The organism is Sphingomonas sp. (assembly GCF_019746015.1).
Taxonomy (GTDB): Bacteria; Pseudomonadota; Alphaproteobacteria; order Sphingomonadales; family Sphingomonadaceae; genus Sphingomonas.
The window spans coordinates 11,947-38,031 of the sequence record NZ_JAIESM010000018.1 but is presented as its reverse complement, the minus strand read 5'-3'; the positions used below and the strand labels follow the sequence as shown (position 1 = coordinate 38,031).

Annotated in this window: 26 protein-coding genes and 2 pseudogenes; 10 read left to right on the top strand and 18 right to left on the bottom strand. The window is 67.3% G+C overall.

Features of this window, described 5'->3' with window-relative positions; genetic code table 11:
- The 8 genes and pseudogenes from K2Y03_RS03220 to ruvA form a co-directional block, all read right to left on the bottom strand.
- Positions 1–194: pseudogene (locus K2Y03_RS03220) on the bottom strand (cell envelope biogenesis protein TolA); the annotation flags it as partial.
- Positions 194–622 carry an ExbD/TolR family protein gene (locus K2Y03_RS03215; protein ID WP_294088224.1) on the bottom strand — a complete coding sequence of 143 codons (429 nt, stop codon included), beginning with the start codon at positions 620–622 and terminating at the stop codon, positions 194–196. The gene K2Y03_RS03215 and the pseudogene K2Y03_RS03220, both read right to left, overlap by 1 nt.
- Positions 622–1,320, bottom strand: coding sequence for a protein TolQ (tolQ, locus tag K2Y03_RS03210; protein ID WP_294088222.1), 699 nt, complete (start codon positions 1,318–1,320; stop codon positions 622–624). The genes K2Y03_RS03215 and tolQ overlap by 1 nt, the downstream gene beginning before the upstream one ends.
- A gap of 9 nt (positions 1,321–1,329) precedes the next feature.
- The gene (locus tag K2Y03_RS03205) at positions 1,330–1,797 is read right to left on the bottom strand and encodes a YbgC/FadM family acyl-CoA thioesterase (protein WP_294088220.1); all 468 of its coding nucleotides are present in this window, start codon (positions 1,795–1,797) and stop codon (positions 1,330–1,332) included.
- A 179-nt stretch (positions 1,798–1,976) separates the two neighbouring features.
- On the bottom strand, positions 1,977–2,993 hold the full coding sequence (ruvB, locus tag K2Y03_RS03200; RefSeq protein ID WP_294088218.1) for a Holliday junction branch migration DNA helicase RuvB: 1,017 nt from the start codon (positions 2,991–2,993) through the stop codon (positions 1,977–1,979).
- A complete protein-coding gene (locus tag K2Y03_RS03195; RefSeq protein ID WP_294088217.1) occupies positions 2,994–3,584 on the bottom strand; it encodes a BglII/BstYI family type II restriction endonuclease in 591 nt (196 codons plus the stop codon).
- Between the two features lie 3 nt (positions 3,585–3,587).
- On the bottom strand, positions 3,588–4,244 hold the full coding sequence (locus tag K2Y03_RS03190) for an MT-A70 family methyltransferase (protein WP_294088215.1): 657 nt from the start codon (positions 4,242–4,244) through the stop codon (positions 3,588–3,590).
- Between the two features lie 62 nt (positions 4,245–4,306).
- Positions 4,307–4,903, bottom strand: coding sequence for a Holliday junction branch migration protein RuvA (gene ruvA, locus K2Y03_RS03185; RefSeq protein WP_294088214.1), 597 nt, complete (start codon positions 4,901–4,903; stop codon positions 4,307–4,309).
- 314 nt (positions 4,904–5,217) lie between these two features.
- On the opposite strand from ruvA, the gene murA reads away from it, so the two are divergent.
- Together murA and K2Y03_RS03175 are read left to right on the top strand one after the other, a co-directional pair.
- A complete protein-coding gene (murA, locus tag K2Y03_RS03180) occupies positions 5,218–6,501 on the top strand; it encodes a UDP-N-acetylglucosamine 1-carboxyvinyltransferase (RefSeq protein ID WP_294088212.1) in 1,284 nt (427 codons plus the stop codon).
- Between the two features lie 22 nt (positions 6,502–6,523).
- Complete coding sequence (locus K2Y03_RS03175; protein ID WP_294088210.1) at positions 6,524–8,185, top strand: formate--tetrahydrofolate ligase; 1,662 nt, start codon at positions 6,524–6,526, stop codon at positions 8,183–8,185.
- A 49-nt stretch (positions 8,186–8,234) separates the two neighbouring features.
- Here the strand turns inward: K2Y03_RS03175 and clpS are convergent, their stop codons facing one another.
- From clpS to K2Y03_RS03160, 3 genes are all read right to left on the bottom strand, one after another.
- Positions 8,235–8,558 carry an ATP-dependent Clp protease adapter ClpS gene (gene clpS, locus K2Y03_RS03170; protein WP_294088227.1) on the bottom strand — a complete coding sequence of 108 codons (324 nt, stop codon included), beginning with the start codon at positions 8,556–8,558 and terminating at the stop codon, positions 8,235–8,237.
- 166 nt (positions 8,559–8,724) lie between these two features.
- A complete protein-coding gene (gene phaP / locus K2Y03_RS03165; protein WP_294088208.1) occupies positions 8,725–9,540 on the bottom strand; it encodes a phasin family protein in 816 nt (271 codons plus the stop codon).
- Between the two features lie 182 nt (positions 9,541–9,722).
- Positions 9,723–11,459 carry a class I poly(R)-hydroxyalkanoic acid synthase gene (locus tag K2Y03_RS03160; protein ID WP_294088206.1) on the bottom strand — a complete coding sequence of 579 codons (1,737 nt, stop codon included), beginning with the start codon at positions 11,457–11,459 and terminating at the stop codon, positions 9,723–9,725.
- A gap of 130 nt (positions 11,460–11,589) precedes the next feature.
- On the opposite strand from K2Y03_RS03160, the gene K2Y03_RS03155 reads away from it, so the two are divergent.
- The 3 genes from K2Y03_RS03155 to K2Y03_RS03145 are packed head-to-tail and all read left to right on the top strand — an operon-like array spanning position 11,590 to position 14,045.
- Positions 11,590–12,798: an LL-diaminopimelate aminotransferase gene (locus tag K2Y03_RS03155; RefSeq protein ID WP_294088226.1), complete on the top strand. Its 1,209-nt coding sequence runs from the start codon at positions 11,590–11,592 to the stop codon at positions 12,796–12,798.
- A complete protein-coding gene (locus K2Y03_RS03150) occupies positions 12,795–13,571 on the top strand; it encodes a sulfite exporter TauE/SafE family protein (protein WP_294088203.1) in 777 nt (258 codons plus the stop codon). The genes K2Y03_RS03155 and K2Y03_RS03150 overlap by 4 nt, the downstream gene beginning before the upstream one ends.
- A 33-nt stretch (positions 13,572–13,604) precedes the next feature.
- Entirely contained in the window at positions 13,605–14,045 is a 441-nt protein-coding gene (locus K2Y03_RS03145; protein WP_294088201.1) for a thioesterase family protein, read from the top strand.
- A 5-nt stretch (positions 14,046–14,050) separates the two neighbouring features.
- On the opposite strand, the gene K2Y03_RS03140 is transcribed toward K2Y03_RS03145, so the two are convergent.
- On the bottom strand, positions 14,051–14,542 hold the full coding sequence (locus K2Y03_RS03140; RefSeq protein WP_294088199.1) for a helix-turn-helix domain-containing protein: 492 nt from the start codon (positions 14,540–14,542) through the stop codon (positions 14,051–14,053).
- Positions 14,543–14,659: 117 nt separating this feature from the next.
- Here K2Y03_RS03140 and K2Y03_RS03135 point away from each other — a divergent pair, with 117 nt between their 5' ends.
- The 4 genes from K2Y03_RS03135 (at position 14,660) to K2Y03_RS03120 (ending at position 20,103) form a co-directional block, all read left to right on the top strand.
- Positions 14,660–15,022: a hypothetical protein gene (locus K2Y03_RS03135; RefSeq protein WP_294088197.1), complete on the top strand. Its 363-nt coding sequence runs from the start codon at positions 14,660–14,662 to the stop codon at positions 15,020–15,022.
- A gap of 51 nt (positions 15,023–15,073) precedes the next feature.
- The gene (locus K2Y03_RS03130) at positions 15,074–17,170 is read left to right on the top strand and encodes a bifunctional (p)ppGpp synthetase/guanosine-3',5'-bis(diphosphate) 3'-pyrophosphohydrolase (RefSeq protein WP_294088194.1); all 2,097 of its coding nucleotides are present in this window, start codon (positions 15,074–15,076) and stop codon (positions 17,168–17,170) included.
- Between the two features lie 65 nt (positions 17,171–17,235).
- Positions 17,236–19,038: a DUF885 family protein gene (locus tag K2Y03_RS03125; protein WP_294088192.1), complete on the top strand. Its 1,803-nt coding sequence runs from the start codon at positions 17,236–17,238 to the stop codon at positions 19,036–19,038.
- Positions 19,039–19,077: 39 nt separating this feature from the next.
- Positions 19,078–20,103 (top strand): glycosyltransferase family 2 protein, encoded by a 1,026-nt coding sequence (locus K2Y03_RS03120; RefSeq protein WP_294088189.1) that lies wholly within the window; start codon positions 19,078–19,080, stop codon positions 20,101–20,103.
- On the opposite strand, the pseudogene K2Y03_RS03115 reads toward K2Y03_RS03120, so the two are convergent.
- Together K2Y03_RS03115 and K2Y03_RS03110 are read right to left on the bottom strand one after the other, a co-directional pair.
- Positions 20,081–20,809 (bottom strand): annotated as a pseudogene (locus K2Y03_RS03115) (class I SAM-dependent methyltransferase). The gene K2Y03_RS03120 and the pseudogene K2Y03_RS03115 overlap by 23 nt on opposite strands.
- Positions 20,802–21,242, bottom strand: coding sequence for a GtrA family protein (locus K2Y03_RS03110; protein ID WP_294088187.1), 441 nt, complete (start codon positions 21,240–21,242; stop codon positions 20,802–20,804). Before K2Y03_RS03110 ends, K2Y03_RS03115 begins: the two are co-directional and overlap by 8 nt.
- 61 nt (positions 21,243–21,303) lie before the next feature.
- Here K2Y03_RS03110 and K2Y03_RS03105 point away from each other — a divergent pair, with 61 nt between their 5' ends.
- The gene (locus K2Y03_RS03105; RefSeq protein WP_294088186.1) at positions 21,304–23,103 is read left to right on the top strand and encodes an AcrB/AcrD/AcrF family protein; all 1,800 of its coding nucleotides are present in this window, start codon (positions 21,304–21,306) and stop codon (positions 23,101–23,103) included.
- Positions 23,104–23,231: 128 nt separating this feature from the next.
- On the opposite strand, the gene K2Y03_RS03100 is transcribed toward K2Y03_RS03105, so the two are convergent.
- The 4 genes from K2Y03_RS03100 to argB all read right to left on the bottom strand — a co-directional run bounded on the left by K2Y03_RS03100 (position 23,232) and on the right by argB (position 26,081).
- Entirely contained in the window at positions 23,232–23,855 is a 624-nt protein-coding gene (locus K2Y03_RS03100) for a MarC family protein (RefSeq protein WP_294088184.1), read from the bottom strand.
- A gap of 8 nt (positions 23,856–23,863) precedes the next feature.
- Positions 23,864–24,739: a bifunctional methylenetetrahydrofolate dehydrogenase/methenyltetrahydrofolate cyclohydrolase FolD gene (folD, locus tag K2Y03_RS03095; protein ID WP_294088183.1), complete on the bottom strand. Its 876-nt coding sequence runs from the start codon at positions 24,737–24,739 to the stop codon at positions 23,864–23,866.
- Between the two features lie 80 nt (positions 24,740–24,819).
- Complete coding sequence (locus K2Y03_RS03090; protein WP_294088181.1) at positions 24,820–25,119, bottom strand: YggT family protein; 300 nt, start codon at positions 25,117–25,119, stop codon at positions 24,820–24,822.
- 62 nt (positions 25,120–25,181) lie between these two features.
- Positions 25,182–26,081, bottom strand: coding sequence for an acetylglutamate kinase (gene argB, locus K2Y03_RS03085; protein WP_294088178.1), 900 nt, complete (start codon positions 26,079–26,081; stop codon positions 25,182–25,184).
- Between the last annotated feature and the right edge of the window lie 4 nt (positions 26,082–26,085).

The window sequence follows — 26,085 nt, the reverse complement described above, 5'->3', positions numbered from 1 at the left end:
GGCTCCTCCACCGTCGCCGGTGCCGTCGCGCGCAGCCCGACCTCATCGACCAGCGACACATCAACCGGCGTGACCGGCAGCGGCGGCGGCACCTTGGCGACCAGCGTCAGCGACAACAGCGCCAGCACGACGCCGTGGCCGAGCAGCGCCACCGCCACCCCGGCCCCTTCGCCCCGCTGGAGGAGCGCTGCCATCAGCGCTCCTTGGCGTTGGTGACGAGCGACACCCGGTTCAGCCCGGCGCGGTTGAGTTCGCCCAGCACGCGCACCACCTCGGCATAGCGCAGCCCCCGGTCGGCGCGCAGCATGATCGCCGGCGGCTTGCTGCCCCGCGCGGCGATCTGGCGCAGCCGGTCGGGCAGCACATCGGGCGCGACCGCCGCGTCATCGATGAACAGCTTGCCGGCCGCATCGAGCGCGACCACCACGGGTTTCTGCTCCTGGTCGAGCGGCTTGGCGCGGCTGTCGGGCAGGTTCACCGGCACGCCAGCCGTCATCAGTGGCGCCGTCACCATGAAGATGATCAGCAGCACCAGCATCACATCGACCAGCGGCGTCACGTTGATGTCGGCCATCGGCGCGCGCCGCCCGCGCCCGCGCCGCGAGGGGAGCGGCACCGCCATCAGCGCCGCCCCGTCGTTTCGAGCTGCCGGCTCAGGGTCGCATGGAACGCATCGGCGAAGCGGTTCAGCCGCGCCTCGATCCGGTTGATGCGGTGGCTGAAGCGGTTATAGGCAATCACCGCCGGGATCGCCGCGAACAGGCCGATCGCGGTGGCGAACAGCGCCTCGGCAATCCCCGGCGCTACCACCGCGAGCGAAGTGCTCTGCGCCTGGGCGATGCCGCTGAAGCTGCGCATGATGCCCCAGACGGTGCCGAACAGCCCCACAAACGGCGCGACCGACCCGATCGTCGCCAGAATGTTCAGCCGGTCGGCCAGCCGGTCCACCTCGGCCGCGACCGCTGCGCCCATCGTCGTCGCCAGCCGCTCACGCGTGCCCTCGCGGTCGATCGCGCCGCTGGCGGTCGAGCGGCGCCATTCGGCAACGCCGGCTGCAAACACCCGCGCCACCGGCACGTCGCTGTCGCTTTCGCGCTTGTAGAAAGCGTCGATGTCATCGGCTTTCTTGAAATCGCGCTCGAACGCGGCGCCCCGCCGGCTGGCGCGGCCCAGCGACAGGCTGGCGGATACGATGATCGCCCAACTGGCAATGCTGGCCAGCAACAGGCCGATGATCACGCCCTGCACCACGATATCGGCCTGAAGGAACAGCGTGATCGGTGACAATGTCGCCGTGCCGGTATTGAGCGCGATGGTCATGCTTCTCCCTTAATCCCGTCCCTCGTCCACCCAGCGCAGCGGCGCGAACGCCGCCATCCACGCCGCCGGTTGCCGCCGGGGCCGCCCGCTGGGGGCAACAAAGGCGGCCGTCACCTCGGCATCGGTCAGTATCTCGTCGCCGCGCATGACTCGCTGATGAATAAGGCAGGATGCGGGCCGCAGCGTGATCAGCCGGCTCGCCACCACCAGCGCATCGTCCAGCCGCGCCGGCGCCCGGTAGCGGATGCGCAGGTCCGCAACCGCATAGGCGCCCTCGCCCGTCTCGTGCGCGGCGCGCTGGTCGATGCCGGCCAGCCGCAGCATGTCGCTGCGCGCGCGTTCCATCCAGCGCAGATAATTGGCGTGATAGACCACGCCCGACAGATCGGTATCCTCGAAATAGACGCGCACCGCGAACCGGTGTTCGGCGCCCACGAAGCGGCCGGTCTGGGGCTGGTCGTCGGGCGCGGCGGTCATGGAGCGGGTGTCTAGCCGACGCCGCGCCGCAGCGGAACCCGGCGCCGCGCTTCTTTTTTGACGGCTTGAGCCCCTCCCCTTCAGGGGAGGGGACGGGGGTGGGGCAGTGCAGCTTGCCACGCGGCTTGAATGGAGGCCCCACCCCAAACCCCTCCCCTGAAGGGGGAGGGGCTGCCCCCTCAATCGAACAGCCCGTCCTGGCTGCCCTCGGGCGGGGCAAGGCCCAGATGCTTCCAGCCGGGCGCGTTCAGGCAGCGCCCGCGCGCGGTGCGGGCGACAAGGCCGAGCTGAATGAGATAGGGCTCGATCACTTCCTCGATCGTGTCGCGCGGCTCGCTCAGGCCCGCCGCCAGCGTTTCCACCCCCACCGGCCCGCCGCGATAGATATCTGCAATCATGGTCAGATAGCGCCGGTCCATCGCGTCCAACCCCAGCCGGTCCACCTCCAGCCGGTTGAGCGCGCTGTCGGCAACGGCGGCATCCACCGCAGCGGTGCCCGCCACATCGGCAAAGTCGCGCACCCGCCGCAGCAGCCGCCCGGCAATGCGCGGGGTGCCGCGCGCGCGCGCCGCCACTTCGCGCGCGCCATCGGGCGTGATCGCCAGCCCCAGCAGCCCGGCCGCGCGCGCCACCACGCGCTCCAGCTCGTCAACCGTATAGAAATTCAGCCGCACGGGAATACCGAACCGGTCGCGCAAGGGCGTGGTGAGCAGCCCCTGCCGCGTGGTTGCGCCGACCAAAGTGAAGCGCGGCAGGTCGATCCGCACGCTGCGCGCCGACGGCCCCTCACCGATCATGATGTCGAGCGCGCGATCCTCCATCGCGGGATAGAGGATTTCCTCCACCGCCGGCGCGAGCCGGTGAATCTCGTCGATGAACAGCACGTCGCCATCTTCCAGATTGGTGAGGAGCGCGGCCAGATCGCCCGCCTTGGCAATCACCGGGCCGGAAGTGGCACGAAACCCCACCCCCATTTCGCGCGCGATGATCTGCGCGAGCGTCGTCTTGCCCAGCCCCGGCGGCCCGAAGAACAGCACATGGTCCAGCGCCTCCCCCCGCTGGCGCGCCGCGCCGATGAACACACGCAAATTCTCGCGCGCGGCGTGCTGGCCGACAAATTCAGCGAGCGTCTTGGGGCGCAGCGCCGCATCCGGATCGTCCGGCTGCCGGGCGGGGGAGAGGGGGGAGGATGTCATCTAGTCCTCTACATAGAGGCGATCACTGATGCCGAAGACAAGAATCGGACAACCCCCGCCCGACCCGCCTCTCAAGCGGGGCAGCAATTTGCCCATATGCGTGGTGGAATTGCCAAAGCTCGTGCCTCGCCCTAGCGCGGCGAAGATCGTTTGCAGATGCGAACAGCGCGTAATGATTACGCCGACGTCGATGACTTGAAGATCAAACAGCAGGCGAAAATTGTTCAGGTCTCGATCGTAAAATGGATCCTTGTTGTTCCACTCCACCTCGAGAGCGACACGCCCCTTGAAACAATCAACGCTATGCGTCGGCGAATCCCGCTTCTCGCCATCGACAACGATGGCCGTTGCAAACTGCTTTTCCACCCATGCCGTCTCTTTCAAAGGCCGCTCAAGACGCTCAACGATGGACGAGCGACTGCCGCCCGCCGTCAGAATTTCGCTGCGGTGGAGCCGGAACGCGCGCAGCGCTGCCTGAATATCTGCCCATTCCTCGGGGCAGGCGGTTGACAGAACGCCGACGGCATTGCGCCATTCATGGACTTCGTAAAGCTCGGCAATGTCCGGCGGAACAAGATAAAGCGTAGACAAGCGTCACTCCGCCGCAACCGCCACTGCGCTGTTATACGCATATGTTTCCCAGGTCGGGCGATAATCGGGATCGGCCTGATTGCCCCACACCGTCCATCCTTTGCGCGCGCCACGGCTGAACATTTCCAGGCGCGGCCCCCAGCTGCAATCCTCGATGATCTGGTATTGCTCGTCGGGCTTGCGGCTATGTTCGCGTTTGCGCGTTGCGATCAGGTTCACCTGGCTACGACCGGGCGCCAGCGTGCGGGCATTTTTTCCACGAACGCCGAACAGCAACAACTCGGTGACGTTCCTAAAATAGAAGCCGACGCCGCGTCCGTCGGAGCCGCCATCCTTGCGCACTTTGTGCCACACAATGTTGGAAATGTAGCGATAACCCCACGCCTCCATCACCCGCAAACCGTCCGGCAGCAGCGCATTGGGTACCCAGAGGTAAAGGTGCGACGGGTCAGCGGCGATATCCGCTACCGGCAGCGCGCAAATCTCATCCAGCGTCATCGTGCCATAGCGATTGAGCCGCTTATGCTCGGGCGCAACCTTTCCGGTCCGGTTGGTGAACTGCCATGGCGGATCGGCAAGAATGGTGCCGAATTTCCGGCGACCGGCGGTCGCAAGCAAGTCGCGGGCGACGTCTGATGGTGGTGGCGGCTCGGGGAACATAAAGGGATCCTAGCGCCCGCGATCCGTTTGGCAACATCTTTCGCCATCGCCAGGCACACCCATCACCGCGCCGCCTTCTTCAGCGCCAGCCGCACCAGCGCGTCGAGCGTGGCGGTGGCGCCCAGTTCTTCTTCGGCGGCCGCGACCGCAGCGCTTGCCTCGGCCGGGCGGAAGCCGAGGTTGAGGAGCGCGGAGGCCGCATCGGCGCCGGCGCCCCGGGGCGTGGCGGGGCCGGCGCCGGTGGCCGGCCCGGGCGCGGGGCCGGCGGCATCTTTCAGCTCGCGCACGATCCGCTCGGCCAGTTTCGGCCCCACGCCGTTTGCGCGGGCGACCATCGCCTTGTCCTGCGCGGCGATGGCGCGGGTCAGCTCGGCCGGCTCCAGCGCGGAGAGGATGGCGAGCGCCACCCGCGCGCCCACCCCCTGCACCCCCGTCAACAGGCGGAACCAGTCACGCTCGGTCGCGCTGGCAAAGCCCACCAGCCGCAGGAAATCCTCACCCACCAGCAGTTCAGTGTGCAACATCACTGCCTCGCCGACCGGCCCGATCTGACCCAGCGTGCGCGCCGACGCGCCGATGCTGAGGCCGATGCCGGCCACCTCGACCACGGCATGGTCGGCACCCAGCGCCGCCAGCCTTCCCTTCACGAACGCGATCATGGCCCCTGCCTAAGTGTCTGATCCGAAATTCTGTTTCGGATCGTCCTGTACCGGCCCGCTCCCCCGCCCGACCACCCACGAGAGTATCCTGAATGGGTGGTCGGGCGGGGGAGTGGGCCGGTGCCGCCTCGAAATTCGCTCTTTCGCGAATTTCAAATCAGACCCTAAAGCGCCGCCGCGCCGCCGTCACCCCTTTGCCGGCGGGCCGGCGTGGACAGGGTGTCTGCGTGACGGAAAAACGCGCATCCGGTGTCCACGAGACGCTCTACCAAAGCAGCCCTTGCGTGGCGCAGCGGCTGTATTAGAGCGTGGCAATGGACCGAATCTTGATCCGCGGCGGCAATCGCCTGTCCGGCCGCCTGCCCATTTCCGGCGCGAAGAATGCCGCGCTCACCCTGATGCCCTGCGCGCTGTTGACGGAGGAGCCGCTGACGCTGCGCAACCTGCCGCGGCTGGCCGATGTCGATACCTTTGGCCATCTGCTGAACCAGCTGGGCGTGTCGACCCTGGTGGAAGGGGCGCGGCCCGAGGATTTCGGCCGGGTGATGACGCTGCGCGCCAGCCGCCTCACCTCCACCGTCGCGCCCTATGACGTGGTGCGCAAGATGCGCGCCTCGATCCTGGTGCTGGGGCCGCTGGTCGCGCGGGCGGGCGAGGCGACCGTGTCGCTCCCCGGCGGCTGCGCGATCGGCAACCGCCCGATCGACCTCCACCTCAAGGCGCTGGAGGCGATGGGCGCCGAGATCGAGCTGACGGCGGGCTATGTCCGGGCCAGCGCGCCCGGCGGGCGCCTGCCCGGCGGGCGGGTGGTGTTCCCGATCGTCTCGGTCGGCGCGACCGAGAATGCGGTGATGGCCGCCGTGCTCGCCAAGGGCGGCACGATCATCGAGAATGCCGCGCGCGAGCCCGAGATTGTCGACCTGTGCCGCTGCCTCGTCGCGATGGGCGCCTCGATCGGCGGCATCGGCACCGAGACGCTGGAGATCGAGGGGCGCGACCGGCTGCACGGCGCGACCTATGCGGTGATGCCGGACCGGATCGAGGCCGGCTCCTATGCCTGTGCCGCGGCGATCACCGGCGGCGCGGTCGACCTGGTGGGCGTGTCGGCGCACGACATGCGCGCGACCATCGCCGCGCTAGAGGCGGCCGGGGTGACGGTGGCCGAACGCGGCGACGTGCTCCATGTCGCTGCGAGCAATGGCATCGCGCCGCTGGAGCTGTCGACCGCGCCCTTCCCCGGCTTTGCCACCGACATGCAGGCGCAGTTCATGGCGCTCCTCACCCGCGCGCAAGGCGCCAGCGTGCTGACCGAGACCATTTTCGAGAACCGCTACATGCACGTTCCCGAACTGGCGCGGATGGGGGCGGACATTCGCGTGTCCGGCCGCACCGCGGTGGTGCGCGGGGTGGAGCGGCTGGTCGGCGCGCCGGTGATGGCGACCGATCTGCGCGCCTCGATGAGCCTGATCCTGGCCGGGCTGGCCGCCGAGGGCGAGACCCAGGTCAACCGCGTCTATCACCTCGACCGGGGCTATGAACGGCTCGAGGAAAAGCTGAGCGCCGTCGGCGCCGATATCGAACGGGTGAGCGACGGCTGACCCCTATTTCGGGAATCCGTGAATGCAGACTGATCTGGAGATCGCCAACAGCGTGGCGCTGGCCCCCATTGCCCGGGTCGCGGCGCGCGCCGGCATTCCCGACGAGGCACTAGAACCCTATGGCCGGCACAAGGCCAAGATCGATGTGACGCAGCTGCCGGCGGGGGAACGGCTGGGCCGGCTGGTGCTGGTGACGGCGATCAACCCCACCCCGGCGGGCGAGGGCAAGACCACCACCTCGATCGGGCTGGCCGACGCGCTCAACCGCACCGGCCGCAAGACGATGCTGGCGCTGCGCGAACCCTCGCTTGGCCCCTGTTTCGGTACCAAGGGCGGGGCGACCGGCGGCGGCCATGCCCAGGTCGCGCCGATGGCCGACATCAACCTGCACTTCACGGGTGATTTCCACGCCGTCACCTCCGCGCACAATCTGCTCGCGGCGATGATCGACAATCATCTCTACTGGGGCAACGCGCTCGACATCGACACACGGCGGATCAGCTGGCGCCGGGTGCTCGACATGAACGACCGGGCGCTGCGCGAGGTGACGGTCGGTCTGGGCGGAGTGGCGAACGGCTATCCGCGCAGTTCGGGCTTCGACATCACCGTCGCGTCGGAGGTGATGGCGTGCCTGTGCCTGGCCGAGGACATTGGCGACCTGCGCGCGCGGCTGGGGCGCATCATCATCGGCGAAACCCGCGACCGGCGCCCGGTGACGGCGGCCGAGCTGAAGGCCGATGGCGCGATGGCGGCGCTGCTGGCGGAGGCGATCAAGCCCAATCTGGTGCAGACGCTGGAGGGCAACCCCGCCTTCATCCATGGCGGGCCGTTCGCCAACATCGCCCATGGCTGCAATTCGGTGATCGCGACCAAGGCGGCGCTGACGCTCGCTGATTATGTGGTGACCGAGGCCGGCTTCGGCGCCGATCTGGGCGCCGAGAAATTCTTCGACATCAAGTGCCGCCAGGCCGGGCTGCAACCGGCCGCCGCCGTGATCGTCGCCACTGCCCGCGCGCTGAAGATGAACGGCGGCGTCGCCAAGGGCGATCTGGCCCGCGAGGACGCCGCCGCCGTCGCCCGGGGTGCGGTGAACCTTCAGCGCCACATCGAGAATGTTCAGGCGTTCGGCGTGCCGGTGGTGGTCGCGATCAACCTGTTCCCGACCGACAGCGATGCCGAGCTCGCCGCGATCGAGGCGGCATGCGCCGCGCACGGGGTCACCGCGATCCGCTGCCGCCACTGGGCCGAAGGGGGCGCGGGCGCGACCGCACTAGCCGATGCGGTGGCGGCGCTGGCCGAGGTTCCGTCAGCCTTTGCGCCGCTTTATGACGAGACGCCGTCGCTTGCCGACAAGATCGAGCGCGTCGCAACGCGGCTCTATCGCGCGGCGCGGGTTGATTTCGCCCCGGGGGTTGCCGCGCAGCTGAAGCGCTGGGAAGCGGCGGGCTTTGGCCATCTGCCGGTGTGCATGGCCAAGACGCAGTACAGCTTTTCGGCCGACCCCGCGCTGCTCGGCGCGCCGACCGGCCATGTGCTGCCGGTGCGCGAGGTGCGGCTGGCCGCCGGCGCCGGCTTCGTGGTCGCGATCTGCGGCGAGGTGATGACGATGCCCGGCCTGCCGCGCGTGCCGGCGGCCGAGGCGATCACGCTGGACGGCGAAGGCGGCGTGACCGGGCTGTTCTAGGGGGCGTTTGGGCGACGCTGAAGCGGCTGGAACCGGTTTCCGGCGCGGTTCACGCCTTTTCCAGCGTGCACTGCAGCGGGTGCTGGTTCTGGCGGGCAAAGTCCATGACCTGGCTGACCTTGGTCTCCGCCACTTCATAGGTGAACACGCCGCACACGCCGACGCCCTTTTGGTGGACGTGCAGCATCACCCGGGTCGCCTCCTCCACATTCATGCGGAAGAAACGCTGCAGGCAGAGCACGACAAACTCCATCGGCGTGTAATCGTCGTTGAGCATCAGCACGCGATAGGGCGTTGGCTGCTTGGTGCGGGCGCGGGTGCGCGTGGCGACGCCCAGGCCTGTGCCTTCGTCCTCGTCGCGGCGCTCTGCCATCGACACCGTGGGGGGGAGCGGATTGGTCATGTAGCCGTTAAAATATGGCAGGCACCCCGGAGTCGGCAAGGGGCTGCGCAACAGTTTTGTGGCAACGCGGTACAAATGCAAAAGGGGCGGCGGCTCGCCAAGAGCCACCGCCCCCCGATTGGCAAAACCGGAGCGCTTACGCGTCGATCTTGATCTTCTCAGCGGCCACGGCGACGCGGTTCGAAATCGGCTGCGCGATTTCGCCGGCCAGCTTCAGCACGGCTTCGGTGGTCTTCGAGGTTTCGGCGACCATCTGGTCGAACGACTGGCGCACATAGTCGGTGTGCAGCTTCATCATTTCGGCCGGGGTCTTGACCGAGGCAATGTTGCGCATCGCGGCGGTCGCGCCTTCGAACGACTTGCGGGTATATTCCGCCGCGTCCTGGCCCAGGGTTTCGAAGCCCTTCATCGCGACCTTCGACGATTCGACCAGCGCTTCGACGTTGCCCTTGCCGAATTCGTTCATCTCGGCGAACAGCTTGGTGCTCTTTTCCATCGCGGCCTTGGTGCGCTCGTTCATGTCGGCGAACAGGGCCTGGGTCTGCTGAACGGTGTTTTCCATGATCTTCATGTCCTTCTTGGGTGGGGTGGGATCAGCCGGCGCTGCCGCCGACGGGGAAGAAACGGGCTTGGCCGGCGCCGCATCGACGACCGGCGTGACGACGGGTGCTTCGACCGGGGCCGGCGCGACCGGAGCCTTCTCAGCGATCACGGCCGGCGCAGCGGCAACCGGCGCAGGCTTGGCTTCGACCGGCGCCTGAACCTTGGCCGCAACCGGCGCCGGGGTTTCGACGACGGCAGGCTTGGTGGCGACAGGCTTTGCCGGGGCAGCCTTGTCGGCTACCTTGTCGGCCGCCTTCACGGCAGCGGGCTTCTTCGCCGGCGACGCGGTGCGCTTGGCGGCCTTCGGCGCCGTGCCGGTTGCTTCAGTCGTGGTGCCTTTGGCGGCCATGCGATACGCTCCACTTTCGCTTTGTTGCAGTGCAATATAGCGAAGCGGCCGCGCTGGCGCAAGCATTTTTTGTGCAGCGCAACATGGCTGCAACAATTCTAGAAATAGTACAATTTTACAAGAGCATAGACGCCTTGGGCGGGGGCTCAGCTCTGACCGATCGCCGCCGCCTTAGCCCGGCGCTAGCGCATCTTCACATAGTCGCCCGGCGCGTCGGCAAGTGCGGGCAGGCTGCCCTTGCCGGGCACGCGCGCGCCCTTTGCCGCCACTTCCTCGGCATCGATGTCGCGCAGCCAGCCGATCCAGTCCGGCCACCAGCTGCCCTTGGTCTCGGTCGCGCCGGCGACGAAATCGGCCAAGCTCGCGCAGCGCGCAGGGTTGGTCCAATATTGATATTTGCCGGCCGCCGGCGGATTGACCACGCCGGCGATATGCCCCGAGCCCGCCAGCACGAATTTCAGCGGCCCGGTGAAATGCTCGGTCAGCTTCCACACGCTTTCGACCGGCGCGATATGGTCCTCACGCCCGGCCTGGACATAGGCAGGCACGGCCACCTTGCTGAGGTCGATCGGCGTCCCCGCGATCGACAGCGCGCCGGGCACCACCATCCGGTTGTCGCGGTACAGGTCGCGCAGATAACTCAGATGCCATTTGGTCGGCAGGTTGGTGGTGTCGCCGTTCCAGAACAGCAGGTCGAACGGCGCATAATCCTGCCCCAGCAGATAATTGTTGGTGACATAGTTCCAGATCAGGTCGCGCCCGCGCAGCAGGTTGAAGGTTGCGGCCATGTAGCGCCCGTCGAGATAGCCGTCGGGCGACAGTTGCTCGATCAGCTTCAGCTGCTCGTCATCGACGAAGTTCAGCAGCTCGCCGGCCTTGGAAAAATCGACCTGCGCGGTGAAGAAGGTCGCGCTCTTCACGATATCGGCGCGGCCCCGCGCAGCCAGCACCGCCAGCGTGGCGGCCAGCGTCGTGCCGGCCACGCAATAGCCGATGGTGTGGACGGCATCGACCTTCAGCAGATCGCGCACCGTGTCGATCGCGTCGATCTGTCCGGCCTCGACATAATCGTCCCAGCTCACGTCCTTCATTGTCGCATCGGCCGAGCGCCAGGACGCGACGAACACGGTCAGCCCCTGGTCGACCGCCCATTTGATGAAGCTTTTCTCGGGCGTCAGATCGAGAATGTAATAGCGGTTGATCCAGGGCGGAAAGATGATGAGCGGCACCGACAGCACCTTCTTGGTGGTCGGGGTGTACTGGATGAGTTCGTAGAGCGGCGTGCGCTTCACCACCTTGCCCGGCGTGATCGCGATGTTGCGGCCCACCTCGAACGCGTCGGTATCGGTATGGGTCAGCTGGCCCCGGCCGATATCGGCGAGCATGTTTTTGAGGCCCGTGAGCAGATTCTCGCCGCCCGTCTCGATCGTCTTCTGCAGCACCTGCGGGTTGGTGCCGGGGAAGTTCGACGGGCTCATCGCGTCGACGATGGCGCGGGTGGCAAAGCGCATCTGTTCGCGCTGGCGCGGGTCGAGCCCGGGCATTTCCTCAACCCCGCGCTGCAGATGGTCGGAGACGAGCAGATAGCTCTGGCGAATCCAGTCGAACACCGGATTGTCACGCCATTCGGCCGCCTTGAACCGCTTGTCGCGGGCATGGTCGGGGTTTTCGGCCACGGGCGCGGCATCGGGGGTCAGGAAACGCTGCCAAAGCGTCATGCTCTGCGCCCAGAAGTCGCGCGTGCGCTCGATTGTAGCGGGGTCCGTGAAGCCCGGGATCACCGGCAGCGCGGGATTGTCTTCCAGCGTCTTCAGCCCCGCTTCCAGCATCATCTGCTGCGCGCGGCCCATCACCCAGGTCCAGTGCTGCATGTCCTCAAGGCTGGGCAGGGGCGGCAACGGAGCGTCGGTTTCAGCCATTCATCCTCTCCCGCTGGCCGCGCGCCCGGCGTCCCCCGAGTCGGCGGCGTTTGCCAACACCCTAGCCGCGCGTTTAGCATCCGTCATGCGCCGCGACGCAGGCCGCGCCCGGCGGACACAAGGACAGACCATGTCGGACGATTTCTACCGCATCCGCCGCCTGCCGCCCTATGTGATTGCGGAAGTGAACGCGATGCGCGCGGCGGCACGGGCAGCGGGTGAGGACATTATCGACCTGGGCATGGGCAATCCGGACCTGCCGCCGCCGCCGCATGTGATCGCCAAACTGGCCGAGGTGGCCGCCAAGCCCGATGCGCATGGCTATTCCGCATCCAAGGGCATTCCCGGCCTGCGCCGCGCCCAGGCGGCCTATTATGCCCGGCGTTTCGGCGTCGAGCTCGATACCGAGCGCGAAGTGGTGGTCACTTTGGGGTCGAAGGAAGGGCTCGCCAATCTGGCCCAGGCAATCACCGCGCCGGGCGATGTCGTGCTCGCCCCCAACCCCAGCTACCCCATCCACACCTTCGGCTTCATCATCGCCGGCGCCACCATCCGCAGCGTGCCGACGACGCCCGACGAACGCTATTTCGAGGCGCTGGAACGCGCCATGGCCTTCACTGTGCCCAAGCCCAGCGTGCTGGTGATGGGCTACCCCTCCAACCCCACCGCAGAGGTGGTCGATCTGGCCTTTTACGAGCGCGTCGTGGCGTTTGCGCGCGCGCACAAGCTTTGGGTTCTGTCTGACCTTGCCTATTCCGAAATCTATTTCGACGGCGTGCCCACCCCTTCCATCCTGCAGGTGCCAGGGGCCAAGGAGGTGGCGGTCGAATTTACCAGCATGTCCAAAACCTATTCGATGGCGGGCTGGCGGATCGGCTTTGCGGTGGGCAATCCCACGCTGATCGCGGCACTCACCCGCGTGAAGAGCTATCTCGATTACGGCGCCTTCACCCCCATTCAGGCCGCCGCCGTCGCCGCGATCAACGGCCCGCAGGACATCGTGGAGAAGAACCGCGCGCTCTATCACCAGCGCCGCGACGTGCTGATCGAAAGCTTTGGCCGCGCCGGCTGGCAGATTCCGGCGCCGCGCGCGTCGATGTTCGCCTGGGCACCGCTGCCGCCGGCGCTTGCCCATCTGGGCAGCCTGGAATTCGCCAAGCAATTGCTCACCCATGCCCATGTCGCGGTGGCGCCGGGCGTGGGCTATGGCGAGAATGGCGAGGGCTTCGTGCGCATCGCGCTGGTCGAAAATGAACAGCGGCTGCGCCAGGCGGCGCGCAACGTGAAACGCTATCTGGCGAGCATGGGGGTCAACACCCCCTCGCGCGAGAGTTTGTGATCGAGCCGCTCTATTCGCTGGCCGGGGTGTTGGTCGGGCTGCTGGTCGGCCTGACCGGCGTGGGCGGCGGATCGCTGATGACGCCGCTCCTCGTGCTGATGTTCGGCTTCCACCCGGCCACGGCGGTGGGCACCGACCTGCTCTATGCCGCCGCCACCAAGACCGCGGGCACCGCCGTCCACGGCCGCCACGGCACGGTCGACTGGCGGGTGGTGCTGCGGCTGGGATCGGGCAGCGTGCCGGCCGCGATTACGACGCTGACCGCCTTGTCGCTGGCCAACTGGCGCGCCGAAGGCATGGGAAATTTGATCGCGACCATTTTGGGCTTCGCGTTGATCGCCACCGCCATCGCGGTGTTTTTCAGAGAGGCGATTGTCGGGCGATTGGCGCCCTATTTCTCGGGCGCAGACGAGCGCAGGATCGCCCGGCTGACAGTCGCGCTGGGCGCGGTGCTTGGCGTGCTCGTCTCGCTCACCTCGGTCGGCGCGGGCGCGCTGGGGATGACGGCTTTGCTCATCCTTTATCCGCAGCTGCCGGTCGCGCGGCTGGTGGGATCGGACATTGCCCATGCCGTGCCGCTCACGCTCATCGCCGGGCTGGGCCATCTGGCGATCGGATCGGTCGACCCCTGGCTGCTGGCCTCGCTGCTGCTCGGGTCGGTCCCGGGCATCATCATCGGCAGCCTGATCGCAACGCGGGTGTCAGACCGTGTGCTGGCGCCGGTGCTCGCTGTGACGCTCGCGATCGTCGGCTGGCGCCTGCTCGCCAGTTGACGGCGCCCGCCCCGCCCGGCAACGGGCAACGCCATGACCAGACCCGGCTTTCACTTCTCCACCCGTTTCAAGGTCCGTTACGCGGAAATTGACGGGCAAAAGATCGTCTTCAATTCGCGCTATCTGGAATATGCCGATTATGCGGTGGGCGAATTCTGGGAATGGACCGGCATCGGCGCGCTGGGGCCAGTCTGGACCAGCGCCGAGTTCAACGTGCGCCATACCGAAATCGATTATCTGAAGCCCTTTCGCTATGGCGACGAGATCGAGGTCTTCGTGCGAATCGAGCGGCTGGGCAACAGCAGCATGACGCACCGTTTCGAGCTGTGCGACCCCAATGCCGGTTCGCTCAACTGCGTGATCGAGATGGTGACCGTGCATGTCGATCTGGACAGCGGCCGGCCGGTGCCGATCCCGCCGGCCGTGCGCGCGGCGCTGGAAGGGTTGATGACGGGCGCCCGGATCGACGCCTGAGGCGTTTATTCGGCGGCGCGGTCCAGTGGCGCTTCCGCCGCCACATCGTCGGGCAGCGCCCAGACCAGATCCTTCGGCCCCAGCACGCGGTCATCCCAGGCGCGGACTTCAATGGGACGAATCGGCCGGCGATCGCGCTCATCGACCAGCACCGGGGTTGCCGGCACGCCGGTTTCCCAGCGTTCGCCCCATTGGCGCAGCGCGAGCATCGCGGGCAGCAGCGCCATGCCCTTTTCGGTCAGGCGATATTCGATCTTGCGCCGGTCCTCGGGGATGGCCTCACGCCCCAATATGCCATGCTCGACCAGCCGCGACAGCCGGTTGGCCAGGATGTTGCGGGCAATGCCCAGCTCGCTTTGAAATTCCTCGAAATGGTGCAGGCCATTGAACGAGGCGCGCAGGATCAGGAACGACCAGCGCTCACCCATGGCTTCCAGCGCGGCCGGCAGGCTGCACTCCGCCAGATCGCGCAAGGGTTCGCGTAATTTCGGTTGCATCACCCTCCCGATCCTAACCCAATGTCAAAAATTTGCGACCAAAAACATCTGAAGGCCGGTTGCAGCCGACAGAGTATCGTTGTAAGTAGCAAATCGCAACCCATTGCCCGTTCATCAATGGCGGTCTATGCCGTGCGGGTAATTTTGTTGAAGACGATGGAGGAACTAGTGATTCGCACGCTTTCGATCGCCACGGCCGTCGCCGCATCGGTTCTGCTCGCGCCGGTCGCCGCGATCGCGCAGAGCGGCAACTACTACACTGCCGAGCCGGTTGCCGCGCCGTCCAAGCCATCGGTCATCACCTCGGGCACGCTGTGGAAGTGCGCCGGCAACACCTGCACCGCGCCCAAGAGCACGCAGCGCGATGCGATCATGTGCCAGCTGGTGGTTCAGCGCCTGGGCGCGCTGAAGTCGTTCACCGTCAACGGCCAGGCCGTGGACGGCACCGCCCTGAAGGCCTGCAACGAGCGCGCGGGCTGATAGCGCAACAATTTGTTGCAAAGCAGCAGCACGCGGCCCCAAATAGGCCGCGTGCTGCGCCAATACGAACTTGTTGACCGGGTCCTGAGCTATGACCCGCAGGCCGATGAGGCCCTGCTCAACCGCGCCTATGTGTTTTCGCTACAGGCGCACGGCTCGCAGAAGCGCGCCTCGGGCGACCCCTATTTCAGCCACCCGATCGAGGTGGCCGGCATCCTGACCGATCTGAAGCTCGACGACGAGACGATCGCGACCGCGATCCTGCACGACACGATCGAGGATACGGTCGCCACCCCTGACGAGATTCTGCGCCTGTTCGGCCCCAATGTGGCGCGCATGGTGGATGGCGTCACCAAGCTGTCGAAGATCGAAGCGCAGACCGAAAGCGAGCGCGCGGCGGAAAATCTGCGTAAGTTCCTGCTCGCCATGTCGGACGATATCCGCGTGCTGCTGGTGAAACTGGCTGACCGGCTGCACAACATGCGCACGCTGCACCACATCCCCAAGCCCGAAAAGCGCCGCCGCATCGCGCGCGAGACGATGGACATCTATGCCCCGCTGGCCGAGCGGATCGGCATGTACGAGTTCATGCGCGAGATGCAGAGTCTCGCGTTCCGCGAGATCGAACCCGAAGCCTATGATTCGATCACCCGGCGGCTGGCGCAGCTCAACGCCGGCGACGGCGACCGCATCGCCAAGATCGGCACCTCGCTCAAGCAGCTGCTCAACCGGCACGGCGTGGATGCCGATATCTGGGGGCGCGAAAAACACCCCTATTCGATCTGGCGCAAGATGAACGAGCGCCACATCAGCTTTGAACAGCTGTCGGACATCATGGCGTTCCGCGCGATCGTGCCGAGCGAGGAGGATTGCTACCGCGCGCTGGGGCTGATCCACCGGCGCTGGCCGATGGTGCCGGGGCGGTTCAAGGACTATATCTCCACCCCCAAGCGCAACGGCTATCGCTCGCTCCACACCAGCATCATGCACGCGGAAAACACCCGCGTCGAAATCCAGATCCGCACCGCCGAAATGCATGCCGAGGCCGAATATGGCCTGGCCGCGCACTGGGCCTATAAGCAGGGCAAGGTGCGGCCGGACACGCCGGTGCGCTGGATCAGCGATCTGGTCGAAATTCTGGAGGCCGCCGACAGCCCCGAGGAGCTGCTCGAGCATACCCGCATGGCGATGTATGCCGACCGCATCTTCGCCTTCACCCCGCGCGGCGAGCTGATCCAGCTGCCCAAGGGCGCAACGCCCATCGACTTTGCCTATGCGGTCCACACCGATCTGGGCGATCAGGCGGTCGGCGCCAAGATCAACGGGCGGGTGGTGCCGCTGCGCGCGCATATCGACAATGGCGACCAGGTGCAGATCCTGCGCTCCAAGGCGCAGCGGCCGCAGCCCGGCTGGCTGAACTTTGCGATCACCGGCAAGGCCCGCGCCGCGATCCGCCGCCACCTTCGCCTCAAGGAGCGCGAAGTGAGCCAGGCGCTGGGCCGCAAGCTGTATGACGAAATCGTCAAGCGGCTGCCGACCGGGCTGGCCGACGGCGCGATAGCCAATGCGGTGAAGCGGCTGAAGCTGCCCGACGAAGCGAGCCTGCTCGACGCGATCGCCCGGCACCAGCTGAGCGACAGCGAGGTGATGGAAGCGCTGATGCCCGGCGTCGTTGCCACCTTCGGCCCGGAGGACGGGGCCGTGCCGTCGCTGGCCTCCCCCATCTCGATCACCGGGCTGACGCCGGGCGTCGCCTTCAAGCTGGGCGAATGCTGCCTGCCGGTGCCAGGCGACCGCATCGTCGGCGTGCGCCACCCCGGCGAAGGGATCGAGGTGCACCGCATCGATTGCCAGACGCTGATCGACAGCGACGATGCCGACTGGGTCGACCTGTCCTGGGGCGAAGGCAATGAGGGCGGCTCCGCGCGCATCGCGGTGCAGCTGAAGAACGAGCCCGGCGCGCTGGGCGTGGTCGCCACCATCCTGGGCCGGCACAAGGCGAACATTCTCAACATGCGCCTCGACAATCGCGACCAGGGCTATCACACCAACGTCATCGACATCGAAGTGCGCGACCTGACGCACCTGACCAAGCTGATCGCCACGCTGCGCGCCGCCGATGTCGTCGCCTCGGCCGAGCGCAACTGACGCTTGCCAGCGCCGCGCCGGCCGTTAGTGTTGCGCCCCAGCAAAACAGTCTGGGAGACGCGCCGATGGACCGCCGCACTTTTCTTGCATCGGGCGGCACTGCCGCCGCCGCGCTGGCCCTGCCCGGGGCATTGAGCGCGCAGGGCACCGCTCCCGCTGGCGATGCTGCGCTCGACGCGCTGTTCGACCGCATCTTCCGCGACAATATCAAGGAATCGCCGGAAGCGATCACCCAGCTGGGCTTCGACAAGGGGCCGTTCGCGGCGATGAAGAGCAAGCTCGACGACCGCTCGATGGACGAGCGCAAACGCGAGCTGGCACGCGGCAAGAAGGCGATTGCCGAGATTGCCGCCGTTGATCCGAACACGCTCAGCAAGGCCGGGCAGCTGAACCGCGAGGTGGTGCTCTATTCGCTCACCAGCCAGACGCGCGGGCCGGAAAAATTCGGCGTGCCCAGCACCCAGCGGCCCTATACGCTGTTCCAGCAGGGCGGTGCCTATTTCTCCGTGCCCGATTTCCTGCACTCGTCGCACACCATCCAGAACAGCGCCGATTGCGAGGCCTATCTGGCGCGGCTGGAAGCCTTCGCGACCGCGCTCGACCAGGACAGCGCGGTGCAGCAGGCGGAGGCGGCGCGCGGCATCGTCGCGCCCGATTTCGCGCTGGAGCTGACACTCGGGCAGCTGGCCGCGCTGCGCAAGCCGGCGCCGGAGGCGAGCTCGATGACCGACTCACTCGCCACACGCGCGCAAAAGGCCAATGTCGCCGGCGACTGGTCGGCACGCGCCGCAAAGATCATTGCCGACAAGGTCTATCCCGCGCTCGACCGGCAGATCGCGCTGGTCAAGGCACTGCCCCGGCGCAAGGAGGCCGGCTTCTGGGCGTTGCCGCAGGGCGAGGCGCTTTATGCCGACGCGCTGGCGGCGGCCACCACCACCAATTTCACGCCCGACGAAGTGCACCAGCTGGGCCGCGCGCAGGTGGCCGAAATCTCCGCCGCGCTCGATACGATCCTGAAGGCGCAAGGGCTGACCAAGGGATCGGTCGGCGCGCGGCTGACCGCGCTCAACGCCCGGGCGGACCAGCTTTATCCCGACACGGCCGAGGGGCGCGCCGCGCTGATCACCAGCCTGAACGAGGGTGTGAAGGCTATGCAGGCGAAGCTGCCGCGCGATTTCGTCAACCCGCCCTCGGCGCCGCTCGAAATCCGCGCGGTGCCGGTGGAGATTCAGGACGGCGCCGCCAATGGCTATTACCGGCTGGCCGCGCTCGATGGTTCACGCCCGGCGATCTATTTCATCAACCTGAAAAGCGTGGGCGACTGGCCCAAATACACTTTGCCAGCGCTCACCTATCACGAAGGGGTGCCGGGGCATCACACCCAGCTGAGCATCGTCGCCGGCCTCAAGACGCCGCTGCTGCGCCGCTTCTCGTTCTTCAGCGCCTATTCGGAAGGCTGGGCGCTTTATGCCGAGCAGCTGGCCGATGAGCTGGGCGGCTATGCCAGCCCGGTCGAGCGCGCCGGCTATCTGCAAAGCTATCTGTTCCGCGCCGCGCGGCTGGTGGCCGACACCGGCATCCACGCCAAGCGCTGGACCCGCGAGCAGGCGACCGATTATTTCGTCGAGACGGTGGGCTTTGCCCGGCCGCGCTCGCTGCGCGAGATCGAGCGTTACTGCACCCAGGGCGGCCAGGCCTGCAGCTACAAGATCGGCCATATCAGCTGGAACCGCGCCCGCGCCAAGGCGCAGGCGATCCTGGGCGACAAGTTCGACCTGAAGCAGTTCCACGAGGTGCTGCGCGACGGCGCGGTGCCGCTCACCATCCTGGAGCGGCTGGTCGAGGAACGCGCCCGCGCGGCAGTGTGAAGCATTGCGTCCGCCGCGTTGCGCGCTAGAGGGGCGGACATGAACCGCCCCGCCCTTTCGGTTGTCGTGCCCTGTTACAATGAGGAGCCGACGCTCCCCGTGCTCCATGCGCGGGTGACGGCGGCGGCGCGCGCGGCGGTGGGGGACGATTACGAGATCGTGCTGGTCAATGACGGGTCGCGCGACAACAGCTGGGCGGTGATGCAGCAGCTGGCCGGCGGCGACCCGCGGCTGGTGGCGATCAACCTGTCGCGCAACCATGGCCACCAGCTGGCGCTGACGGCGGGGCTGGACCTGTGCAGCGGCGCGCAGATCCTGATCATCGACGCCGATCTGCAGGACCCGCCCGAACTGCTGACCGAAATGCGCGCGACGATGGCGGCCGAAGGCGCCGATGTCGTCTATGCCGTGCGCCGCAAGCGCGAGGGCGAGACGCTGTTCAAGAAGCTGACGGCGGCGGCCTTCTACCGCGTGCTCGACCGGGTGACCGATACCCCGATCCCGCTCGACACCGGCGATTTCCGCCTGATGAGCCGGCGCGCGCTCGACGCGCTGCTGAGCCTGCCCGAACAGGCGCGCTTCATTCGCGGCATGGTGGCGTGGGTGGGGTTCCGCCAGGTGCCCTTCGTCTATGACCGGGCCGAGCGGCACGCGGGCGAGACCAGCTATCCGCTGTCGAAGATGATCCGCCTGGCGCTCGACGCGGTCACCGGCTTTTCGACCGCGCCGTTGCGCTTTGCCAGCCATGTCGGGCTGGCGCTGACGGCGGCGTCGCTGTTGCTGCTCGTCTATATCGCGATCGGCTTCGTCACCGGGAGCGCGGTGCAGGGCTGGACCTCGACGATGCTGGTCGTCGTGCTGCTGGGCGCGGTGCAGATGTTCGTGCTGGGGATGATCGGCGAATATCTGGGCCGGCTTTATGTCGAATCGAAGCGGCGGCCGCTCTATCTGGTCGCCGATGTGGCGGGGCCGATCCGCGGCCAGGCGACGCTGGGCTTCAAGGCCGAGGCGCCGGAAATTGCCCCGCCGGCCGACGACGAGACTAAGCCGCTTCCGCCAGCGTGATGATGGAGACGCCGGGCGTCATCGGCACCCGGCCGACTAGGTGGCGCTCCAGCCCGAACACCTGCTCGAACAGCGCGTTGACCGGGGCGGGCGGCGGCGAATCGTCGCTGTCGTCCTTGCCGGTCAGCCGCCCGGCAATCCGCGCGGCCGCCGCCAGCGGAAACAAGAGCGAGTTGAAATAGCCAAGCTTGCGCGGCCGGAGCCCGGCGGCGGCAATCACCCGCGCCAGCCCCGCCTTTGAATAGCGGCGATGATGGTGGTTCACCACGTCGTGTGCGCTCCACATTCACTGGTGCGCGGGCACGGTGATGAGGATCTTGCCACCGGGCTTCAGGCAGGCGCGCATCGCGGCCAGCGCCGCCACGTCATCCGCGATATGCTCGACCACGTCGAGCACGGCGATCAGGTCATAGGCGCCGCGCTCCACCCCGGGCAGCGCGGGCAGCGGCGCATCGCCCACCGGCCGGCCCAGCCGCTGGCTGGCAATGGCGCGCGCGGCCGGATCGATCTCGATCGCGTCGACCGTGCCGAACCGGGCGAGCATCGGCAGATTATGCCCGGTGCCGCAGCCAATCTCCAGAATGCGCGCGCCCGCCGGCACGCGCCCTTCGCGGCGCAGATAATCGTTCAGGATGTCGCGGCGGGCGCGATACCACCAATGGGTGGAATCATGCGCGGCCATCCGATCATAGACGATCCTATCCATGCGCTTTTCCCCCGAACACCCAGGCGCGGTTGAGCGCAAAGGTCACCAGCGGCGTGATGGTGACCACGGGGATCAGCGCGGTCAAGGACGACCAGCCGAGCAGCGCCGTCCAGCCCCAGGTGATCGCCGCGTTCATCGCCAGCCCCACCCCCTGGACGAACACGAACTTTGCCTGCTGCACGCCGCCCGGATCGCGCCGGCCATGGCCGCGAAAGCTCCACCGGCTGTGCAGCACGAAGCCCGCCGTCACCGCCACCGCAAAGGCAAAGGGCACCGCATAGACGGCCTGCGCCCGCTCGCGGAACACCCAGGTGACCAGCGGATAATAGACGGCGGCATAGATGACGGTCGAAATGCCGCCGGCAATCGCAAAGCGCACCAGCTGGGCAAAAATCGGATTTTCGCGAATAAACGCAACGCCACGCTCAACCATTCTACGCCTTGCCCTTTGCGCCTGCCCCAGTAGAGCGCGCTGGGGAGCTAGGGAAGCGGTTTTGACCAACCAGCAGGACAACCAGCAGGACAATGCATTGGTGGCGGTGTTGCGGCGCGACTGGCTGCAACTGGTGCTGATCGCCTGGGCGGCGATTGCGGCGTGGCAGCTGATCAGCCACTGGCCGCAGCTGCGCTGGCTGGTGCTGAGCGACACCGACGACAATATGCGCCTGTCGCAGGTGCGGGCGCTGCTGGGCGGGCAGGACTGGTTTGACCTGCGCCAGTACAAGCTCAACCCCCCGCGCGGGTTCGACATGCACTGGACGCGGATTGTCGATCTGCCGATCGCGGCGCTGATCCTGCTGCTGAAGCCCTTTGTCGGCCTGCCCTGGGCAGAGCGGCTGGCGTGCGGCATTGCCCCGCTGCTGCCGATGGCGGTGGCGATGGGCGGCCTTGCCTATGCCGTGCGCCGGCTGGTCAGCCCGCTCGCCTGGCCGCTCAGCACCTTGTTCCTGCTGCTGTGCGGCGCGACGATGCTGATGTTCGCGCCGATGCGGATCGACCATCATGGCTGGCAGCTGGCCAGCCTGGCGCTGACGGTGGCAGGGCTGGCCGATGGCGAGCGGCGGCGCGGCGGCGCGCTGGTCGGGCTCGCCAGCGCCTTTTCGCTGTCGATCGGGCTGGAAATGCTGCCCTATGCGGCGGGTGCCGGCGCGATCATCGCGCTGCGCTGGGTGTGGGACCGGGCCGAGGCGCCGCGCATGATCGTCTATGGCGCGTGCCTGTCCGGCGGGTCGGCGCTCGGCTATGCGCTGTTTGCCTCCTATGCCAATGCGGTGCCGCGCTGCGACGCGCTGACGCCGGTGTGGCTGTCCGTAATGATCGAGAGTGGGGCGCTGCTGGTCGCGCTCGGCTGGATCAACCCCGCGCGGCGCGAGGGCCGGCTGGCGCTGGCGGCGGCGGCCGGCGCGGCGCTGGCGGCGGCGTTCGTGCTTTCGGCACCGCAATGCCTGGGGCGGCCCGAGCAGGTCTCGCCCGAACTCGCGCGGAACTGGCTGAACAATGTGCGCGAGGCCAAGCCTATCTACACCCACCCCTTCCGCACCGCCTTTCCGGTGATCGTGCTGCCGGTGATCGGGCTGATCGGGGCCGCGATTGCCACCTGGCGCGCGCGGGGGGCTGACCGGGCGGTCTGGGGCGCGGTGCTGCTGTTCACCGCCTTTTCGGTTGCCATGCTGCTGTGGCAGATGCGCGCGGGGCCGGCGGCGCAGCTGCTGGCGGTGCCGGGGGCGGTGGCGCTGGCCTGGTGGATCCTGCCGCAGACGCTGCGCTCGCGCTACATGCTGGTGCGGGTGCTGGGAACGCCGGCAGCGTTCGTGCTGGTCTCCGGCGCCTTTGCCGGGCTGGTGGTGCAATATCTGCCGGTCGACAAGCCCGCCACCACCGCGCGCAACCGGATGGTGAACCGCGCCGGCGCCTCCTGCTCGACGATCACGTCGCTCGGGGCCCTCGACCGGTTGCCGCCGCAGACGATCTTCACCTTTGTCGATCTGGGCCCGCGCCTGATCACGCTCACCCATCACCGCGCGATTGCCGGCCCCTATCACCGCAATGGCGACGCGATCCTGGACGTGCAGCACGGCTTTGGCCGGGGGCCGGACGCGTTCCGCCAGATCGCCCGCGCGCACGGCGCGCAGCTGCTGCTGATCTGCCCGAACATGGCCGAATCGACGATCTACGAAGTGCGCAATCCCGGCGGCTTCTATGACCGGCTGAACAAGGGCGAGCGGTTCGACTTTCTGGAGCCGGTGGCGCTGCCCGACGGCTCACCGCTGAGACTCTGGCGGATCAAGCCTTGAACACCGTCCTGATCCAATAGTCCCGTTCGTCCCGGGCGCAGTCGAGGGACACGGACCGGGGACGGCGCCCGCCATCACGTCCCTCGACGTTGCTCGGGACGAACGGGTCAGTGCTTAACACACAAACCCTAAACCTGAAAGCTCGCCTTCACCCCGTCGATCACGAACTGCGCGGCAAGTGCGGCCAGCAGCACGCCGAGCAGGCGGGTGACCACCGCTTCCACCTTTGCCCCCAGCACCCGCATGATCGGGCCGGCAAGCAGCAGCGCGAAATAGGTCACCGCCAGAATCGCCGCCAGCGCCGCCAGAATCACCAGCGTGCGCTCCAGCCCGTGCCCCTTCGACATCAGCAGCATGATCGACGCGATCGATCCCGGCCCGGCAATCATCGGCATCGCCATCGGGAAGATCGAGACATCCTCCACCTCATGCGCGTCGAGCAGCTTCTGTGCGCGTTCCTCGCGGCGCTGGGTGCGCTTTTCGAACACCATGTCGAGCGCGATCAGGAACAGCATTATGCCGCCGGCGATGCGGAAGCCATCCAGGCTGATGCCCAGCGCGCGCAGAATATCCTGCCCAAACAGCGCGAACACCACCAGAATGGCGCCCGCCACCAGCACCGCCCGCGCCGCCATCGCGCGAGCATGGTCACGCGGTGCCCCCGCCGTCAGCCCGGCATAGATCGGCGCGCAGCCGGGCGGATCGATCACCACGAAAAAGGTGACGAGGGCGGAGACGAACAGCTCGATCATCGCCGCCGTCACATCGCGTCGGCGTCGATTGCGGTGCCAGTGCGCCGCGCGGCCGACAGGACCGTGTTGCGCAACAGGCAGGCAATCGTCATCGGCCCCACCCCGCCGGGCACCGGCGTGATCGCACCGGCAACGCTGGCCGCGCCGACGAAATCGACATCGCCGACCAGCCCGTCGTCAGTGCGGTTGATGCCGACATCGATCACCGTGGCGCCGGGCTTGATCCATTCGCCCTTCACCATGCCCGGCTGGCCGACGGCTGCGACAACAATATCGGCCCGGTGGACGATGCTGGCCAGGTCGCGCGTCCTTGAATGGGCAACGGTGACCGTCGCGCTTTCGGCGGTCAGCAGCTGCGCCATCGGCTTGCCGATCAGGTTCGACCGGCCGATGACAACGGCATCGAGCCCGGCCAGACTGCCCAGTCGGTCCTTCAGCAGCATCAGGCAGCCCTGCGGCGTGCAGGGCACGAAGCCGGCAATGCCGGTGGCCAGCCGCCCCGCGTTCAGCGGGTGCAGGCCGTCGACATCCTTGTCAGGATCGATCGCCAGCAGCACCGCGCGCGCGTCGATCTGCGGCGGCAGCGGCAGCTGGACGAGAATGCCGTCGACCGCCGCATCGGCATTCAGCCGCGCGACCAGCGCCAGCAGCTCGGCCGCTTGCGTGTCTGCCGGCAGGCGATGTTCGAAGCTCGCCATGCCGGCGGCGATGGTCGCCTTGCCCTTGTTGCGGATATAGACGGCGGATGCCGGATCGTCGCCCACCAGCACCACTGCCAGCCCCGGCGCACGGCCGGCGGCGCGGGTGATGGCGGCGGCCTGTTCGGCGATGCGGCCGCGCAGGGCCGCGGCATAGGCTTTGCCGTCGATGATCTCAGCGCTCATGCCCGGTGCTTTAGGGGCAAGCGCCGCCGCCCGCTACCCCTTGTGGTGGGTGGGGAGCGGGCCGGTGCCGCCTAAACTAACTAAAGCACCCCGCCGCTCGCGGCGATGGCCAGCCGTGTCAGCACGATGCCCAGCAGCTGGATGCCGAGCAACGCCACCGCCGGCGAAAAGTCGATCTGGCCGAAATCGGGCAGGATGCGCCGGATCGGGCGATAGACCGGCTCGGTCAGCTGGGTCAGCCCGCCATAAAGCTGGCGGACGAAATCATTGTAAGTGTTGATCACGTTGAACGCGATCAGCAGCGACAGAACGATCTGGACGATGATGATGAGCCAGGCGAGGTTGAGCAGCACCTGCATGATTTGAAGCAACAGTATCAACGCGCGCGCCCTTTCCTAGACGAAGCGTTATATTACACTAAAACACCAAGCCCCGCCAGCCCCTAGCGATGGACCAGGGTGCCGGCGCCGCGCCGGGTGAAGATTTCGAGCAACATCGCATGCGGAACGCGCCCGTCAAGGATGACGGCGGCGTCGACACCGCCTTCCACCGCATGAACGCAGGTGTCGAGCTTGGGGATCATTCCGCCGGAAATGGTGCCGTCCGCCTTCAGCGCCTGAATGTCGGCGGGCGTCAGATCGGTCAGCAGGCTGCCCTGCTTGTCGAGCACACCGGCAACATCGGTCAGCAGGAACAGCCGCGCCGCGCCCAGCGCCGCCGCCAGCGCGCCGGCCATGGTATCGGCGTTGATGTTGAAGGTTTCGCCCGCCGGGCCGATGCCGATGGGGGCGACGACCGGAATCATGCCGGCGGCGGAGACAGTGTCGATCACACGGCGGTCGATCGTTTCCGGGTCGCCGACAAAGCCCAGATCGACCGCGCGCTCGATATGGCTGTCCGGGTCGCGGGCGGTGCGGGCGATCTTGGTCGCGCGCACAAAGCCGCCATCCTTGCCCGACAGGCCGATGGCGCGGCCGCCCGCTTCGCCGATCCAGCCGACCAGTTCCTTGTTGATCGCGCCCGACAGCACCATTTCGGCGACCTGCGCGGTGGCGGCGTCGGTGACGCGCAGGCCATCGACGAAGCGCGATTCGACGCCCAGCTTGCCCAGCATCGCGCCGATCTGCGGCCCGCCGCCATGCACCACCACCGGATTGATGCCGACCGCCTTCAGCAGGACGACATCCTCGGCAAAGCCGCGCTGGCGCTGGGGCGATCCCATCGCATGGCCGCCATATTTGACGACGAAGGTCGCGCCGGCATAGCGCTGAAGATAGGGCAGCGCCTCAGTGAGCGTTTCGGCCTTGGCGAGCAGCGCGGGATCGGGGCTGTTGTCGGTCATTGCG